Here is a 17,005-nt window from a genome sequence, read left to right on the forward strand (position 1 = left end):
CTTTCTTTGTGGGATGAACAGGATGGCTACGCTTATTATGACAAGGGAGAAGCCTGACTATTCACACCGCCCTGGACCCACTGCAAGGTTTTGAGTGACAAAAGAGCCGTTCAAGCTAATCGCTTGAACGGCCGGCCACGTTCCCCTCAGGAACTGATTTTATTTTGCTGATACTGCTCAAGGGACATCAGAACCTCCCGCGGCTTGCTTCCCTCATAAGGGCCGATCACACCGCGTGCTTCCATAGAATCGATCAGGCGGGCGGCCCTGGTGTATCCGATGCGCATGCGGCGCTGGAGCAGGGATACAGACGCCTGTTTCGCCTCAAGAATGATGCTCACAGCCTGGTCGTACAGCTCATCTAGTGTATCATCCGATTCGGCTGCGTTCTCCTCGACTTCCGGCACTAGTGTGTCATCATACTGGGCTTCCGCCTGATTGCGGACATAGGTCACGATGTTCTCGACTTCCTGGTCGCTCAAAAATGCCCCCTGTACACGAACCGGCTTGGAAGCCCCCATCGGCATGAACAGCATATCCCCGCGTCCCAGCAGCTTCTCTGCTCCGCCCATATCCAGAATGGTACGGGAGTCGACCTGAGACGAAACACCAAACGCGATTCGCGATGGAATATTGGCCTTGATCACACCTGTAATGACGTCAACCGACGGGCGCTGTGTGGCAATGATCAGATGGATGCCGGCGGCGCGGGCCATTTGAGCCAAACGGGCTATGGCATCTTCCACATCGCCGGCGGCCACCATCATCAGGTCGGCAAGCTCGTCCACAATAACTACAATATACGGAAGTACAGCCGCCGGATTGTCTTTCATCAGAAGGTTGTAGCCTTCTACGTTCCTCGTTCCCGATTTGGAGAAGAGCTCATAACGCTTCTCCATCTCCACGACAATTTTCTTCAAAGCCAGCGAAGCCCGCTTCGGATCGGTCACGACAGGTGCCAGCAGATGAGGAATGCCATTATAGACATTCAGCTCCACCATTTTGGGATCGACCATCAAAAATTTAACTTCATCAGGTTTGGCTTTATACAAAATACTGGTAATAATACCGTTGATGCATACCGATTTACCTGAACCGGTTGCCCCTGCTACAAGCAAATGGGGCATTTTGGCCAGATTGCCGATAATGGTCTGCCCCGCGATATCTCTGCCAAACGCAATGGACAGCTTGGCCTCCGACTCCTGAAACACCGGAGTTTCCATCACCTCGCGCATGGTCACCACCGATACCTCACTGTTCGGAACCTCTATGCCGATAGCGGACTTTCCCGGAATCGGCGCCTCCATCCGAATATCCTTGGCTGCCAGGGCCAACGCAATGTCATCAGTCAGGCTTACAATGCGGCTTACCTTAACCCCGATGTCCGGCTGGATCTCGTAACGGGTTACGGCAGGGCCACGAACAACTTCAAGCACCTTGGCCCGTACACCGAAGCTTTCCAATGTAGCCTCAAGCTTGCGCGCTGTCTGCATGTAGTCCTTCTGTCCGCCTCCCTTGCCTGCGCCTTGCGGTTTGGAAAGGAGCTTGAATGGAGGCAGCTTGTAAGGCTTCGGAGGCGGCAGAGGCGGCGAAGCCGATGTCTGAGGGGCCGATCCGCCGTCCGACAGACCTTCGCCGGCTTCGGTTGCTGGCGTACTGTTCGCCTGTGCCTCTATTGTTTCGTCCTTCTCTTCTCCTGCTCCCACTCCGGCAAAAAGGGACGTGTCCGCTTCAGCATCCGCAAGCGGCGGGAGGCTGTTCTCCTCTTCCCTGTCGTATGGCTCCACGCTTTCTTCCGTGCGGACATGCTCAAGGAAATCCCTGATGATCGGCGAGCTTCTCATCTCCGTCACTGCAGGTTCAGCAGCAATAAAAGGGGATGAATGTCCATCTCCTTCCACGTCATCGTACCGGTCTTCATACGCCAATGAATTAAACGCCGTTTCTCCTTCCGTTTTGTCTTCCGTCATATGAGCATCCGCCGGAGCTTTGCTGGAACCGAATAACTGAAAGAACAATGGCTGCTTCCGCTTGGGCAGTGATGGCAGCTCTTCATAATCGTCGTCCAGCTCCTCCTCGTCTTCCGGAAGAGGCACAGGCTTACCCTTTCTGCTTCTGCCGCTTTCCGCAACCGGGATCGGGGACTTTCTTGCCTCCCACTTGCGCTGCAGGCTGCTGCCTGTTTTCAGCACCTTGGTGCGCAGAATACGTCCCAAATCCACATAAGAAAGCTGCGTAACAAGCATAAAGCTGATCACAAACATGACAAGCATAATGAGCTTGGCTCCCATCAGCCCGAACAGCCAGAGCAGGATCATCAGCTCCATAGCTCCAACATATCCGCCGCTGATCTCCTTATTCAGCATGGAATGCTGATCTTCATCCGCAGCAAACAGCTCGTCCCGCAAATCAATATGTATTTGATTCATCACATTCCCCGGCTGCAGCGCTCCGATCGGGCCAAGCCGCTGTTCCATGGAGGAAATGGTGCTCATTAGTGTTAATGTAAGCACGAATAAAAGCAACCCGCTCTTGCGGCCATTCCATTTGTTCGGCCACTTCCGGTGTATCATTACCATCAAACCGTAAAAAATGCCGATCAGGGGTATGACAAAGTAAAACTTGCCCAGCACAAGACCGAACATCTTGGATAATGAGCGGCCGACCGCCGCTTCACCGGACAGGGCGATAACTGAAAGTGTAATCAGAACAATGCCGTATATTTCGTATTTCAGGACGCTCCCCAGTGTCGTTTTCTTCTTCTTGCGTCTTCTGGCCATCATGGTCACCCCCAGAAGAATATTATACCACGTCCACTCGTATCCGCACATATGTTCTTTTTCGACAAGCATCTTGCTTTCCTGCCTGCTTGGATAGATGGATTACCACTCAATCTCGGTACCAGGAGCCAGTTTCGGGTTCAAGTAAGCATCGAGAGAACAATCCAGCAGCCTTACGATGGTCCCTTTTCTCTCCCCCTCGGCTCTTACCTGGATCAGGCACCCCTCCGCCCTGACTTCCTGCAGCGGGGCTGCTTCTTTCCACAAGCCCTCAAGCACCATTTCCATCGGCACAATAGAATAGTGCGTCATTGGGTCAGTCCTCCTTGCTGTGCAGGAGCCGCCGCTCCGGAATGCCCTTGCACTGCGCCGCCATGCAGGGAAGGCATCACTTCCTGCGGCGCCTTGCGCCGTCTTTCGATGATGGTTTTATTCAGATAGGTCAACGCATCTCCGATGCCGCCAACCGCATCCATGAGCCCGTATTTGACAGCATCATGACCTCCCACAGCAGTACCGATATCACGGTTTAGCTCTCCTGTCTTGAACATCAGTTCTTTGAAATGCTGCTCCGAGATGCGGGAATGACTGGTCACAAACCGCACAACCCGTTCCTGCATTTTCTCCATATATTCGAAGGTCTGCGGTACCCCGATCACCAGACCACTCATCCGGATCGGATGGATGGTCATTGTGGCGCTTTCCGCAATGAGCGAGTAAGACGCCGATACTGCGATGGGCACACCGATGCTGTGACCGCCGCCGATGACTACCGTTACGGTCGGTTTGGTCAGGGAAGCGATCATCTCCGCTATGGCCAAGCCTGCTTCCACATCGCCTCCAACCGTGTTCAGCACCAGCAGCAGTCCTTCTATACGGGGATTTTGCTCCGCGGCTACCAACTGGGGGATGATATGCTCATACTTGGTCGTCTTGTTTTGTGGAGGCAGGATAAAATGCCCTTCAATTTGTCCGATAATGGTCATGCAAAAAATATTGGATTCCGCAGCAGGTACTCCAGTCTGTCCGAGTTGCTGTATACTTTCTACAACCTGGGACATTTTTTTATCTCCGGTTTGGGGGGGGTGCTCTTCCGCTTCCCCTTCCGTATTACCGCCATAAGATACCATATTAACCCATCCCTTCATTAATAAATGCGCTATAGAAGTAGTTCAAAAAGTCATCTTTTGATCACGAAGTAAGTCAGGAAGCGGACTCGACATCGAATCTTGAATTCAGCCGGGCCTTCCGGTGCTCACGTACCCCAAGTACGCTCCGCTCCTCAGTCCCTTGCTTCATCCAACCTTCTCGGTGCTGAAAACCTGACTTTTTGAACACACACTTATAACGAATAGTATGGTATTGAAATGGAAGATTTTATACTATCAAAACAAAAAAAGCCTCCCTCTGCGGAAACCGTCCAATATTTCAGCAGAGAGAGGCGACTGTGTGCCTTATGCGACTATAGAATTACACTTCCATAATAATCGGCAAAATCATCGGTCTGCGTCGGGTCTGCTCATACAGGAAACGGCCCAGCGCATCTTTGACATTGGTTTTAAGCGAAGCCCATTCATTTACATTCTCACTCATCAGTTTCTGTAAAGTACTGGAAACGATGCGGTTGGCCTCATCCAGCAACCCTTCAGATTCGCGGACATACACGAAACCGCGGGAGATGATATCAGGACCGGACACAATGGTGCCATCCTGCTTGCTGAGCGTAACGACAACGACGAGAATTCCGTCCTGTGACAGGAGTTTCCGGTCACGCAGCACAATATTGCCTACGTCGCCGACTCCCAATCCGTCAATCAGCACATTGCCTGCCGTCACTTTTCCTGCTTTGCGCGCGGCACCGTTCTGAATTTCGACAACATCGCCGATATCCGTAATAAAAATGTTGTCATGATCCACGCCAACCGACTCAGCCAGCAGAGCATGTCTGCGCTGCATTCTGTATTCACCGTGAATTGGAATGAAAAATTGCGGCTTCATCAGGTTGAGCATCAGCTTGAGCTCTTCCTGACTGCCATGACCGGACACGTGCACGCCTGAATTCGCTCCGCTATAATAAACCTCCGCACCTAAACGGAACAGCTCGTCGATTGTACGACCGACATATTTCTCGTTGCCCGGTACAGGAGTTGCGGCAATGATAACCGTATCTCCAGGCAGAATATCCACCTTGCGGTGGGTGGAGCGGGCCATGCGTGTCAGCGCTGACATCGGCTCCCCTTGGCTGCCGGTGCACAGTATAACGACCCGATCGGCGGCCATTTTGCCGACTTCCTCAGGCTCAATCAGCATGCCGTCCGGGATTTGCAAATATCCGAGATCATGGGCGATACCAACGACATTCACCATGCTGCGTCCGATCACAGCCACCTTGCGGCCAGTCTTCTCGGCGGCGTTCACCACTTGCTGAATCCGGTGCACGTTGGAAGCAAAGGTTGCAACTACAACCCGCTGGCGGGATTTACGGCAAATATCCTCAAGCACGATGCCTACACTTTTCTCCGAAGGTGTGAAGCCAGGCTTCTCGGCATTGGTGCTATCTGATAAAAGCGCTAACACCCCCCTGCTTCCAATCTCGGCCATCCGCTGCAAATCCGCGTATTGACCATTGACTGGAGTATGGTCAAACTTGAAGTCGCCCGTATGAACAACAGCACCTTCCGGTGTATCGATGCAAACACCAACCGAATCCGGAATACTGTGATTTGTGCTGAAAAATGATGCTTTCAGGGTCGAACCCAGTTTGATCTCAGAGTCGGCGTTGATGATGATCCGCTTCGTCTCCCCGAGCAAATTCGCCTCCTTCAGCTTGTTCTCCACAAGCCCCAAGGTCAGCTTCGTCCCGTAAACGGGAACGTTCAGGTGCTTGAGCACATACGGCAGACCGCCGATATGGTCTTCATGGCCATGTGTCAGCACAATGCCTCTCACTTTGTCACGGTTCTCCGTAAGGTAGGAAATATCAGGAATGACGATATCGATTCCGAGCATATCTTCCTCAGGAAATTTCAGTCCCGAATCCACGACAACAATGTCGTTGGCATATTGGATGACATACATGTTTTTCCCGATTTCTCCGACGCCGCCCAAAGCGAAAATCATCAATTTATCGTTGTTGGCTTTTTTAGACAAATGAATCTAAACCTCCTATGGTAGTTGGACGTCGTACCTTAATTTGTTATTTATTTTTCAAAAAAATACCGCACCCAGTCACTTGACCCCATTATACATGATCAAAAAGCGAAAACACAAGTCACCCTCTTCTTTGCAGTTAGGTTTCCCGTTTTGCAAAAAACCATGAACGCAGGCCGTTTACTCCCTTTAACCGTGCTCGTTCGAGCAAAACAAAAAAAGCGTTCCTCATCGGAAACGCTTCTGCCTTGCCCTAATCAAATTATTTTTCAAAACAGGGAGCGAATGAAGTCTGCTTCCTGTTCCGTTGGCGCCACAAGCGGAAGACGGACAGAACCGGCGGCAATTCCCTTCAGTTCCAATGCATATTTGACAGCCACTGGATTCGGGCATGTGAACAGGCCTTTAAACACGGGAAAAAGCGATTGATGCAGAGCTGCTGCCCGATCAGGGTGCCCGCCCGTAAAGGCTTCAATCATCCGCTTCATTTCCGAGCCAACCACATGGCTGGCTACACTGACGATCCCATAAGCGCCTACAGCCATGGCTGGAAGGCCCGAGGCATCGTCACCGGAATATACCTTGAAGCCGCCAGGTGCGGCAGCTGCTATCTGTGTGACCTGCTCCAGTGAAGCGCATTCCTTGGTTGCCACAATATTCCTGATTTGGGCCAAACGCAGCGTAGTCTCTGCCGTCAGGCTTGCTGCCGTTCTTCCCGGCACATTATAAAGCATAACAGGCAGGGAAGAAGAGCGGGCAATCGCCTCGAAGTGTCTGTACATGCCCTCCTGGTTCGGCTTGTTGTAATAAGGAACTACAAGCAGAACGCCGTCCGCGCCCACACGCTCGGCCTCCTTGGTTAAATGAATGGAATGGCGCGTGTTGTTGCTGCCCGTGCCTGCGATAATTTTGCAGCGCCCCGCCACCTTCTCCACTACAAAAGAAAACAAATTGATTTTTTCCTCATCGCTAAGTGTCGGGGATTCGCCGGTCGTCCCCGATACAACGAGAGAGTCGGATTTTTGCTCCTCGATTAAATAATCAATCAAATCAGATGTCGCATCCCAATTGATCTCGCCTTGCTCGTCGAATGGTGTAATCATTGCTGTGATCAATCTTCCAAAACCCATCATGCTGCCTCCTTTCATAGCCCCATGCCCGGTTAACGGTGTAGTTCGAATTTGGCATGAAGCGCGCGCAGCGCCTGCACCATATCCTCTTTTTTGACCAAAACCCAAATGGTTGTGTTGGAGTCGGCAGACTGCAGAATCTGAATGTTGGCCTCCGCCAAAGCCTCGACAATCGTCGCCATAATGCCGGGCACACCGTTGATGCCGCCCCCGATCACCGATACCTTCGCGCAGCCAGAGATCATCTTTGGGCTCAGGCCCATTTCCCGCAATATTTTAGCCGCTTTGGGGGCTTCACTGTCACTGACCGTGTATACCGCGCCTGTTGGAGTCACATTAATAAAATCAACGCTGATCCCGCTTGCGGCCATCGCCTTGAATACCTTTAACTGCGGATGATGATTCGCTTCCTCTGACTCAACAGTTATCTGGGTCACATTTCCAACGTAGGCGATGCCTGTCACGTACCGGTCGACCACACCTGACTGAACATCCTTAAAGCCTTCCGGATGCGTCACCAATGTACCTTCATTCTCGGAAAAGGTCGAACGTACCCGCACAGGAATGGTCGCCTGCATGGCAATTTCCACGGCTCGTGGGTGGATTACTTTCGCTCCGTGGTGCGCCATATTGCAAATTTCCGTGTAGCTGACATAAGTGAGCGGTTTGGCATCTTCCACAATTCTTGGATCTGCGGTTAAAATTCCGTTAACGTCCGTATAAATATCGACCATTTCCGCATGGAGGGCGGCCCCTAACGCAGTAGCTGATGTATCGCTCCCGCCCCTGCCAAGTGTCGTGAAATCTCCGTTTTCCGTCTGGCCCTGAAAGCCGGTTACGATCACAACACGGTCCCGCCCGAGTTCCTCCAGAATACGTGCAGGCTTGATGTCCAAAATTCTTGCATTCCCGAACTGGCTGTCGGTTATAAAGCCTGCCTGTGCTCCAGTCAATACCGTAGCGGAAATTCCTTCCCGCTCAAGCAGGCCGCAGAGCGTGGCTGCAGAAATAATCTCTCCGCAACACATCAGCAGATCCCGCTCACGGTCAGGCAGACCGTCTCCGTTACTTGCCGCCCAATCGAGCAGCGTATCCGTTGCATACGGTTCACCCTTGCGGCCCATGGCCGATACAACCACTACAAGCTGAAAGTTATTCTTCAGCTCCCTCTTGATGTGACCGATGACCAGACTTCTGGCTTCTGGTGTGGAAAGCGAAGTTCCCCCGTATTTCTGTACTAAAATCCCCATAATTTCTCCTCCACCATGTGCACCTCAGGAACGGGCTTATCAATATCCGTTCCTGTCAAACAATCTCATGCTGTATTTTTTCCGTTGCTTGCTCAATCTACTTCTTTTTCCCTTTGCCGCTGCAGCGAATTACCATATATTCTGAAAGCCTCCGGCTGCATCAGCAGCCGGAGGCCCGCCAGACAATTACATGGTATGATGTCGCTGAATGATCATGGGCTGGAGCTGTCTGCCCTCCAGGGCTGCATAACATGCCTCGGGAATCAGCTCCATCTGAGCCACTAGCGAGTTGGGTTTCTGTTCCGGATTGTCCTGCCCGAATGGCACAAAATAAACGGATTTGGCCACAAGCAGCTTAGCGATATTCGCCGCATTCAGTCCAAGACCGTCATTGGTTGAAATGGCAAGCACCAGCGGACGGCCGTTCCGAAGCTGTGCTTTGGCAGCCATCAGCACGGGACTGTCCGTCATGGCGTTGGCCAGCTTGCTGGTCGTATTGCCCGTGCATGGCGCAATAACAAGGACATCCAGCATACGTGATGGTCCAAGCGGTTCAGCCTCGACAATTGTAGAAATGATATCATTCCCTGTTATATCTTTCAACTGTTTTTGCCAATTTTGCGAGCTGCCGAAACGTGTATCCGTCGTCAACACCGAACCTGAAATAATCGGAACAACCCGCGCGCCTTCATCTACAAAACGCTGAACGACGGGCATCACTTCCTCAAAGGTACAATGTGAGCCCGTTATCGCATAACCTACTGTCTTGCCCCTCCAGTTCATATGCCTTCCTCCCGGTTCGGATTATCTTGCAAAAGCTGCTGAACCAATGCGTCCGCCATAATCATACCTGCGGTTTTGGGAGCTACGATGCCGGGAAGTGAAGGGGCAAGAACAGCCTTGATTCCAATCTTCTCCGCACTTGAGAAATCACATCCACCGGGAGCGGAGGCCAGGTCAATAATGACGGCACTCCGAGGCATTCGGGACAGGATTTGCGCTGTGATAATCATAGTGGGTATCGTATTAAAAAGCAAGTCAATATCGCTCACCTCATCCGCCAAATCCCTTGTCTCAAAAGGCTTCCAGCCCATCACGGCAGCACGTGCCCCTTCATCCTTCCAGCGAATTCCGATCTTTACGTCAGCCCCAAGCCCCTGCAGAGTTTTAGCCAATGTAAACCCGGTACGTCCCATACCGAGCACGATGCATTTGGACCTATGAATTGTAATTTCCGTATGCTGGATCGCCATCATGACGGCCCCCTCGGCCGTAGGAATCGAGTTATGAATGGCAATATCGTCCCGATTCAGGAGCTCAACCAGCTTCAGACCATATTTCTCGCTCAAATTGTGCAAATACGGCTTAGCCATTCCGGTGTAAATTGTACAGTGCCCCGGTAGCACGGAAACGTGCTCATCCAGCAATTGCAGCGGTTCCTCTGCAAATAACGCGTTTACCTTTCCTTCATCATCACAGCCTACAACCGGCAATATGAGAGCATCCGCTGATTCCAGAACTTCTTCTCCCAGCGGCACAAAAGACACGCCGGGAATCTTCTCCGGAATGCGTTCAAATCCCACTGCATGCACAGAAGCGCCCAAATCGGCACATTTTCTCAGTACCTGCAGCTGTCGGGCATCTCCACCAATAACCAAAACCCGAATTCCTGTGAGCATCTGGTGTTCACTCCTTTTCCAGACACGGTATGGTTCATATTATGCGTTTACCCGGAAAGGGTGATAGAGAGCGCAAAAAACCGCCCATAACGGGCGGTTCTCTTAAGAGGTAGTTCAAAAAGTCATCTTTTGATCACGAAGTCAATCAGGAAGCGGACTCGACATCGAATCTTGAATTCAGCCGGGCCTAAGCAAATGCTTCCGAAGCATGTTTCCTACGGAAACATTTCAGGTGCTCACGTACCAAAACGTACGCTCCGCTCCTCAGTCCCTGGCTTCATTCAACCTTCTCGGTGCTGAAAACCTGACTTTTTGAACTCGCACTTTAAGATTCCAGAATTATTGCTTTCAGGCCTATTGTCGGCCTGTATGTCCAAAACCTCCCGATCCACGAACCGTTTCAGATAATTCTTCGACCTGCTTCAGTTCGACCCGGGGCACCTCCTGGAACACCATTTGGGCGATCCGTTCGTTCCGCACGATGGTAAATGGCTCCTCCCCTAAATTAATTAGGAGTACCTTGACTTCGCCGCGGTAATCAGCGTCAATCGTGCCGGGCGTGTTCAGACACGTAATCCCGTGCTTGTAGGCCAAACCGCTGCGGGGGCGAATTTGCGCCTCCAGTCCGGCAGGCATGGCAAGCGCAAATCCGGTCGGAATCAGGCCACGCTTACCGGGCTCCAGTACGACATCCTCTGTTACTGCAGCATATAAATCGAATCCGGAAGCAAGCTCCGACATTCTGCAGGGCAATTCAATATCTTCATTGCCCGCAAGCTTGTTAATTTCCACGTAATAAGACAAACTGGTCCCTCCTCAATCCTGTAACTGCCGCGTCCGAAGACCCGACCATGGCGACGGCGAAAGGTTGGGCGAACATACGGTCCAGCACGGCCTGGACATCATCCATCGTGACCTGCTCAATATTCCGGATCATTTCATCCAGCGTATAATGGCGGCCCAGCATCAGTTCATTCTTCCCGTTTCTGTTCATCCGGCTGCCCGTACTCTCCAGGCTCAAAATCAGACTTCCTTTAAGCTGCTCCTTGCCCTTGCTGAGCTCTGTGGATGTCAGCCCTTTCACTGCGGCGTCATGCAGCAGCTCCTGGGTCAGCTCAAGTACATCCTTCGTCTGCTTTGGCGCCGTCCCCGCGTAGATGGTGAGCATACCGCTGTCTGCATGGGAGCTATGATAGGAATACACGGAGTATGCAAGCCCGCGTTTTTCACGGATTTCCTGGAACAGTCTGGAGCTCATGCCTCCGCCAAGTGTATTATTCAGCAAAATCATGGCATATTGCAGCGGCTCGCCCGTGGCACATCCCGGGAATGACAGGCAGATATGGTTTTGCTCCGTGCTTTTTTCGTGAAACAGGAACTGTCCTGCAAAAGCAGGAACTTCCAGCTTCGAAGGCTGACCATGATTGTCAAAGTGGCCAAAGTGCTTCTCCAGCAACTCGACCACATCATCACCGATATTTCCGGCCAGGCTGATTACTGTATTTTCAACGGTATAATGCTGTTTCATATAACCGCGGAGTTGGTCACTGTCCATGGCCTGCAGGCGCTCCTCCGAGCCGAGAATCGGATAGGCCAAGGGATGGCTCCCGTACGCCGCTCTGGAAACCAGATCATGCACCATGTCATCAGGGGTATCCTCGTACATGGATATTTCCTCAAGGATGACGTTTTTCTCTCTTGCGAGCTCCTCCGGGTCCAGCTTTGAATTAAAAAACATATCTGACAGCACATCTACCGCGATCGGCAAATGTTCGTCAAGCACCTTGGCATAATAACATGTGTATTCCCTGGAAGTAAATGCATTGACGTTTCCGCCGATGGCATCAAACTCCTCCGCAATATCCTTTGCGCTGAAGCGGTCCGTGCCTTTAAAAAGCATGTGCTCGATAAAATGGGATATGCCGCTGCTGGTTTCGTCCTCATGCCGCGATCCGGTCTTGACCCAGATTCCGAAGGAAACAGAGCGTACGTTCGGGATTTTTTCCATGACCACTCTAAGGCCGTTGTTCAGCTGTATCAATTTCACTAAGTTGGCCCCCTTAAACTTAAACTTGCCTGTGCCATGATGCATCTAACGCCATAATGTTCATCGTAACAGAAAAAGGAAGACTACTCAACCGCTTCGTCAAGGATCCGCTCCGACGAAAGTGTCTGGCTGACCGTGCCGGGTGTCAGTCCTTTGCTGCGTACAGCCTTGATCATATCGGCCAATGCCTCAGCCGAAGATTGGGTTGGATGCATCAGGATGAGTGAGCCAGGTCCAACACCGGCTTCAATTTTGCGCACGATGGAAGCAGGGTCCGGTTTTTTCCAATCCACTGTGTCCAGTGTCCATAAAACAGTCTTCAATCCCAGGCTTGCGGCGATTTCAACGGTCTGTTGATCATAATCCCCGGAAGGAGGAGCAAACCACTTATTCTGAACGCCAAGTGTTTCCTTGAGCAAAGCCTCCGTTTTCGAAATCTCCTGTTGTGCTCGTTCCCGGCTGAGCCGGCTCATGTTCGGGTGGGAATAGGCATGATTCGAAATTTCGTGCCCTCTCTTCTGAATTTCCTTGGCGATATCCGGATTTTTCTTCAACCAGCTTCCGTCCAGGAAAAAAGTGGCCTTGACATGCTCCCGATCCAAAGTTTCGAGCATAGGACCGATGTATTCATTGCCCCAGGCAACGTTGATCATGAAGGCAGCCATCGGTTTGGACGGGTTGCCGCGGTAAATCGGGTGATGACCCAGATCATCAAGCGATACCTGCGGTGGAATTTGCTTATATATGTATTTTACAGGCATACCCGGAGTGGCAGCGGCCCTCCGGTAGGTGGCTTCTATGTCTACTTCTACCCCGTTGTACCCGGGAACCGCCTTCCAGACATGGTCAACCTTCGCATCAATCGGGGCCTGTTTACGTCGCTCGGCCTCAAGCTTTATGATCTCCATAAGCTGCTCGCCTGCTGTCGCAGGTCCCCACACTTCTACTGCAATCTCTTCTTCCCACTGGTTGCGGACCTCCTGCACATATTCACGGATACCGCCGATTTGACCAATCCACAGAACCAGAGCGGCGCTCACCAAGGCAGCGGCGGCTATTTTCGCCTTTTTCATCCCATTCATCCTTCCAGCGCGTTTGTCCACATCCTATGAGCGCCGGACAGGTTTTATACCTCTATGGTTTCCTGCTTGCATATGTATTAAAAAAGAGCCAGAAAATTGCTCTGTCTCTTTTACAGATTCTTTGATGAGTATGAAGCGTTGTTGCTACTTGGCCGGCTGCTCTGCGGTCAATACGGCTTTGCGGGACAGGTTAACCCGGCCCTGCTGATCGATTTCGGTAACTTTAACCGTGATCGTATCGCCGATCGCCACCACGTCTTCCACTTTGCCAACCCGTTCGGCGGACAGCTGTGAAATATGAACCAGTCCGTCTTTGCCTGGCAAAATTTCTACGAATGCGCCGAATTTTTCGATACGTTTAACGGTTCCGACATAGATTTCGCCGATAACAACCTCTCTTACGATTCCTTCAATAATGGAGCGTGCTTTCTCGTTCATTTCCGGATTGGACGAAGCGATAAATACACGGCCATCCTGCTCGATATCAATTTTCACGCCGGTTTCTTCGATGATCTTGTTGATGATCTTGCCGCCTGCACCGATGACATCACGGATTTTATCCGGGTTGATATACATTGTAATGATTTTCGGTGCATATGGTGAAAGCTGCTTTCTTGGCTCTTTGATCGCTTCCATCATTTTATTCAGAATGAACATCCGCCCTTCTCTGGCCTGGGTCAGAGCGTCATGCAGAATGTTGCGGTCAATGCCGTCGATCTTGATGTCCATTTGAATAGCGGTTACTCCTTCAGCAGTACCGGCCACTTTAAAGTCCATATCTCCCAGATGATCCTCCATGCCCTGGATATCTGTCAGAATGGATACATGATCTTTATCCTTGATCAATCCCATCGCCACACCCGCCACCGGTGCCTTGATCGGAACACCCGCATCCATCATGGCCAGCGTACTTGCGCAAATGCTCGCCTGCGATGTAGACCCGTTCGATTCAAGCACCTCGGATACGAGACGGATCGTATAAGGGAATTCGGATTCCGACGGGATGACTTTGGCCAATGCACGCTCGCCAAGCGCACCATGCCCGATTTCACGTCTGCCTGGAGCACGCAAAGGACGCGCCTCGCCCACGCTGAAAGGCGGGAAATTATAATGGTGCATAAAGCGTTTCGACTCTTCCAATGAAATGCCGTCCAGAATTTGCACATCACCAAGGGCTCCCAGCGTACAAACGCTCAACGCCTGTGTCTGTCCACGTGTAAACAAACCGGAGCCGTGCGTCCGTGGCAGGAGGCCGGTATCACTCTCAATCGGACGGATTTCATCCAGCTTGCGGCCGTCCGGACGAATCTTGTCATGGGTAATTAAACGGCGTACTTCTTCCTTAACGATATCATAGAGAACTTCGTTGACATCCTTCAGAAGCTCCGGCGTATCCATGTACTTCTCTTCAAAATGAGCAACTGTCTCTTCGTTGATGGCATCAATCGCGTTCTGGCGTGCATGCTTTTCTTCGATTTTTACCGCTTCCAGCAAACGGGCTGCGGCATACTCACGCACTTCCTTGTTGACCGTTTCGTCCACGGCATGCAGCTTGACCTGCATTTTTTCCTTGCCGGCAATCTTCACCAGCTCTTCAATCGTCGCGACAATGTTCTTGATTTCATCATGTCCGAACATGATCGCTTCCAGCATCGTCTCTTCAGGAACCTCATTCGCCTCGGCTTCCACCATCATGATCGCATCTTTTGTACCCGCCACAACCAGATACAAATCGCTTATCTCCTGCTGCTCAATGGTTGGGTTGATGATAAATTGACCGTTCACCCGGCCGACTGCAACACCGCCGATCGGACCGTTAAACGGCACATCCGAAATACTCAGCGCTGCCGACGTGCCAATCATGGCCGCGATCTGCGGCTCACAGTCCTGATCGACACTCATCACAAGGTCCAGGACCTGAACATCATTGCGGAAACCTTCCGGGAACAGCGGCCGTATCGGACGGTCCGTCAGACGGCTGGCAAGAATCGCCTTCTCGCTTGGTCTTCCCTCACGCTTGATGAAACCTCCTGGAATTTTACCGACAGCATATAATCTTTCCTCATAATTGACGGTTAACGGAAAAAAATCCAAATCCTTCGGTTCGCTTGATGCTGTAACGGTACAAAGCACCGCGGTCTCGCCGTAGCGTACCATTACTGCTGCATTGGCTTGCTTGGCCAGTCTGCCCGTTTCAAGAACGAGCTTTCTGCCGCCAAGCTGCATTTCTACACGTTGTTCCATGGTATCCCTCCATTCTTTACACCTGTATGTTCTTGTTCTGCGTAAAAACAGTATTTCCTGCTCCAAGCCGATTCATAAGATAACTCTCTTTCATTGAAGACAGTCACCGCTTAGGAAAAGGCACGATTGGAGGGATTCCCGAAAATCCGGAAACCCGAGAAATTTAATAAAACCTGGCTGTTGTCCGCCGTCGCCTTTGCAGGGACATGCGGTGAACAACCAGGTTCTTTTTGGGCTTACACGTAAATTAACGGCGCAGTCCGAGTCTTTCGATCAGTGCGCTGTAACGCTTTACATCGGTTTTCTTCAGGTAAGCCAAAAGCTTACGACGCTGACCAACCATCTTCAACAGCCCGCGGCGGGAGTGATGGTCTTTCTTATGCGAACGAAAGTGGCTTTGCAAGTTAACGATGTTCTCTGTCAGGATTGCGATTTGAACCTCTGCGGATCCAGTATCGGATTCGTGAGTTTTGTATTCGTCAATCAGCTGTTGTTTACGCTCTTGAGTCAATGCCATTCTGTTCACCTCCTTCATTATAATCGCCGTCAGCCGAGTAACCGCCGGTGAAAGCGTGAAACCAAGCTAAGGTTCACTGTTGCATGAGCAACATAATTTAGTATAACACGGCAGAGTACCCATTGTAAATGCCGTGCTAAAATCTTGAAGATGAAAGCAGCTGTCTTGCCGTATCCGCATCATTCCGGATTTGTGCCACAAGCTCCTGAACACCGCTGAACTTGCGCTCAGGCCGGATAAAGTGGCACATCTCCACCGCCATCGTTTCACCATAGATTTGCCGGTTGAAATCGAACAGATGCACCTCGAATGAAGGCTTCAGGTCTCCTTCATGAAAGGTCGGCTTCACCCCAACGTTCATAACCCCTTTCAACTGCTCGCCGTCTACGGTGGCACGGACTGCGTATACCCCTTTCATGGGGATGACATAATTATCATCCAGCCGCAGGTTGGCGGTCGGAAACCCGATCGTCCGTCCTCTTTTTTCACCATCGCTTACGATCCCCTGCAGCCGGTATGAACGTCCGAGCCAGTCCAAAGCACGGGCAAGATCACCTTCCCTCAGCGCTTTGCGGATGCCCGAGCTGCTGACTTTCTCCCCGTTCAATTCGAAGGGCTGCGCGGTCTCCACGGTCATCCGGTCACCTCCCAGCTCCCTCAGCATGCTCTCATCCCCTTCACCACGGTGGCCGAAGCGGAAATCAAACCCGACGACCGCTGTTTGCACCTGCAGTGGGAAAAGCACATCTTCTACGAACTGCTGCGGAGTTACAAGCGAAAAAGCTTCATTAAACTCCATAATATACAGCACGTCAACACCCATCGATCTCAGCAGTGCCTTTTTTTCGGCAATGGGGGTAAGATAGCCTTCATAATCACCCTTCTTCATAACTTCTTTGGGATGAGGATGAAAGGTCATAACAGATACCGGGCACTGTCGGCGCTCAGCCAATGAAACTGCTGTGCGGATTACGCTTTGATGACCCATATGAAGCCCGTCAAACTGCCCCATAGCCATAACCTGAGAGCGGGCATGCTTCTGTAAAACTTCACCTGTCGGCGGGTATGACAGAGGTACAGTAATCATTCGCTTTTCACCTGCCATTCCTTATATAGTTCTGAATAC

Annotated in this window: 14 protein-coding genes; all 14 read right to left on the reverse strand. The window is 51.4% G+C overall.

Annotation, left to right across the window (positions count from 1 at the left end; all coding sequences use genetic code 11):
• Nucleotides 1–146: 146 nt before the first annotated feature.
• The 14 genes from ACE5LO_RS04600 to ACE5LO_RS04665 all read right to left on the reverse strand — a co-directional run bounded on the left by ACE5LO_RS04600 (nt 147) and on the right by ACE5LO_RS04665 (nt 16,966).
• Complete coding sequence (locus ACE5LO_RS04600; RefSeq protein ID WP_375519033.1) at nt 147–2,783, reverse strand: FtsK/SpoIIIE family DNA translocase; 2,637 nt, start codon at nt 2,781–2,783, stop codon at nt 147–149.
• A 99-nt stretch (nt 2,784–2,882) separates the two neighbouring features.
• Nucleotides 2,883–3,092: a YlzJ-like family protein gene (locus ACE5LO_RS04605; protein ID WP_375518876.1), complete on the reverse strand. Its 210-nt coding sequence runs from the start codon at nt 3,090–3,092 to the stop codon at nt 2,883–2,885.
• Complete coding sequence (locus ACE5LO_RS04610) at nt 3,089–3,910, reverse strand: ClpP family protease (RefSeq protein ID WP_375518877.1); 822 nt, start codon at nt 3,908–3,910, stop codon at nt 3,089–3,091. Before ACE5LO_RS04610 ends, ACE5LO_RS04605 begins: the two co-directional genes overlap by 4 nt.
• Nucleotides 3,911–4,250: 340 nt before the next feature.
• A complete protein-coding gene (locus tag ACE5LO_RS04615; protein WP_375518878.1) occupies nt 4,251–5,930 on the reverse strand; it encodes a ribonuclease J in 1,680 nt (559 codons plus the stop codon).
• Nucleotides 5,931–6,199: 269 nt separating this feature from the next.
• On the reverse strand, nt 6,200–7,063 hold the full coding sequence (gene dapA, locus ACE5LO_RS04620) for a 4-hydroxy-tetrahydrodipicolinate synthase (RefSeq protein ID WP_375518879.1): 864 nt from the start codon (nt 7,061–7,063) through the stop codon (nt 6,200–6,202).
• Between the two features lie 29 nt (nt 7,064–7,092).
• Nucleotides 7,093–8,310: an aspartate kinase gene (gene dapG, locus ACE5LO_RS04625; protein WP_375518880.1), complete on the reverse strand. Its 1,218-nt coding sequence runs from the start codon at nt 8,308–8,310 to the stop codon at nt 7,093–7,095.
• Nucleotides 8,311–8,496: 186 nt separating this feature from the next.
• Entirely contained in the window at nt 8,497–9,093 is a 597-nt protein-coding gene (locus ACE5LO_RS04630; RefSeq protein ID WP_375354443.1) for a dipicolinate synthase subunit B, read from the reverse strand.
• Complete coding sequence (dpsA, locus tag ACE5LO_RS04635) at nt 9,090–9,989, reverse strand: dipicolinate synthase subunit DpsA (RefSeq protein WP_375518881.1); 900 nt, start codon at nt 9,987–9,989, stop codon at nt 9,090–9,092. Before dpsA ends, ACE5LO_RS04630 begins: the two co-directional genes overlap by 4 nt.
• A gap of 354 nt (nt 9,990–10,343) precedes the next feature.
• Complete coding sequence (gene dut / locus ACE5LO_RS04640) at nt 10,344–10,793, reverse strand: dUTP diphosphatase (RefSeq protein ID WP_375518882.1); 450 nt, start codon at nt 10,791–10,793, stop codon at nt 10,344–10,346.
• Nucleotides 10,771–12,036, reverse strand: a complete 1,266-nt coding sequence (locus tag ACE5LO_RS04645; protein WP_375354437.1) for a M16 family metallopeptidase — start codon at nt 12,034–12,036, stop codon at nt 10,771–10,773. The genes dut and ACE5LO_RS04645 overlap by 23 nt, the downstream gene beginning before the upstream one ends.
• A gap of 83 nt (nt 12,037–12,119) precedes the next feature.
• The gene (locus ACE5LO_RS04650; RefSeq protein WP_375518883.1) at nt 12,120–13,109 is read right to left on the reverse strand and encodes a polysaccharide deacetylase family protein; all 990 of its coding nucleotides are present in this window, start codon (nt 13,107–13,109) and stop codon (nt 12,120–12,122) included.
• 153 nt (nt 13,110–13,262) lie between these two features.
• The gene (pnp, locus tag ACE5LO_RS04655; RefSeq protein ID WP_375518884.1) at nt 13,263–15,362 is read right to left on the reverse strand and encodes a polyribonucleotide nucleotidyltransferase; all 2,100 of its coding nucleotides are present in this window, start codon (nt 15,360–15,362) and stop codon (nt 13,263–13,265) included.
• Nucleotides 15,363–15,609: 247 nt separating this feature from the next.
• The gene (rpsO, locus tag ACE5LO_RS04660) at nt 15,610–15,879 is read right to left on the reverse strand and encodes a 30S ribosomal protein S15 (RefSeq protein ID WP_305755093.1); all 270 of its coding nucleotides are present in this window, start codon (nt 15,877–15,879) and stop codon (nt 15,610–15,612) included.
• Nucleotides 15,880–16,015: 136 nt separating this feature from the next.
• On the reverse strand, nt 16,016–16,966 hold the full coding sequence (locus tag ACE5LO_RS04665) for a bifunctional riboflavin kinase/FAD synthetase (RefSeq protein ID WP_375518885.1): 951 nt from the start codon (nt 16,964–16,966) through the stop codon (nt 16,016–16,018).
• Nucleotides 16,967–17,005: the final 39 nt, after the last annotated feature.

It is taken from the genome of Paenibacillus medicaginis, assembly GCF_042138635.1.
Lineage (GTDB): Bacteria > Bacillota > Bacilli > Paenibacillales > Paenibacillaceae > Paenibacillus > Paenibacillus medicaginis.

Coding starts and splice junctions, on each gene's coding strand:
- ACE5LO_RS04605 (WP_375518876.1), bottom strand. CDS start 3,092: ATGACGCACTATTCTATTGTGCCGATGGAAATGGTGCTTGAGGGCTTG.
- rpsO (WP_305755093.1), bottom strand. CDS start 15,879: ATGGCATTGACTCAAGAGCGTAAACAACAGCTGATTGACGAATACAAA.
- ACE5LO_RS04630 (WP_375354443.1), bottom strand. CDS start 9,093: ATGAACTGGAGGGGCAAGACAGTAGGTTATGCGATAACGGGCTCACAT.
- ACE5LO_RS04665 (WP_375518885.1), bottom strand. CDS start 16,966: ATGATTACTGTACCTCTGTCATACCCGCCGACAGGTGAAGTTTTACAG.
- ACE5LO_RS04650 (WP_375518883.1), bottom strand. CDS start 13,109: ATGAAAAAGGCGAAAATAGCCGCCGCTGCCTTGGTGAGCGCCGCTCTG.
- pnp (WP_375518884.1), bottom strand. CDS start 15,362: ATGGAACAACGTGTAGAAATGCAGCTTGGCGGCAGAAAGCTCGTTCTT.
- ACE5LO_RS04610 (WP_375518877.1), bottom strand. CDS start 3,910: ATGGTATCTTATGGCGGTAATACGGAAGGGGAAGCGGAAGAGCACCCC.
- dapA (WP_375518879.1), bottom strand. CDS start 7,063: ATGATGGGTTTTGGAAGATTGATCACAGCAATGATTACACCATTCGAC.
- ACE5LO_RS04600 (WP_375519033.1), bottom strand. CDS start 2,783: ATGATGGCCAGAAGACGCAAGAAGAAGAAAACGACACTGGGGAGCGTC.
- dpsA (WP_375518881.1), bottom strand. CDS start 9,989: ATGCTCACAGGAATTCGGGTTTTGGTTATTGGTGGAGATGCCCGACAG.
- dapG (WP_375518880.1), bottom strand. CDS start 8,310: ATGGGGATTTTAGTACAGAAATACGGGGGAACTTCGCTTTCCACACCA.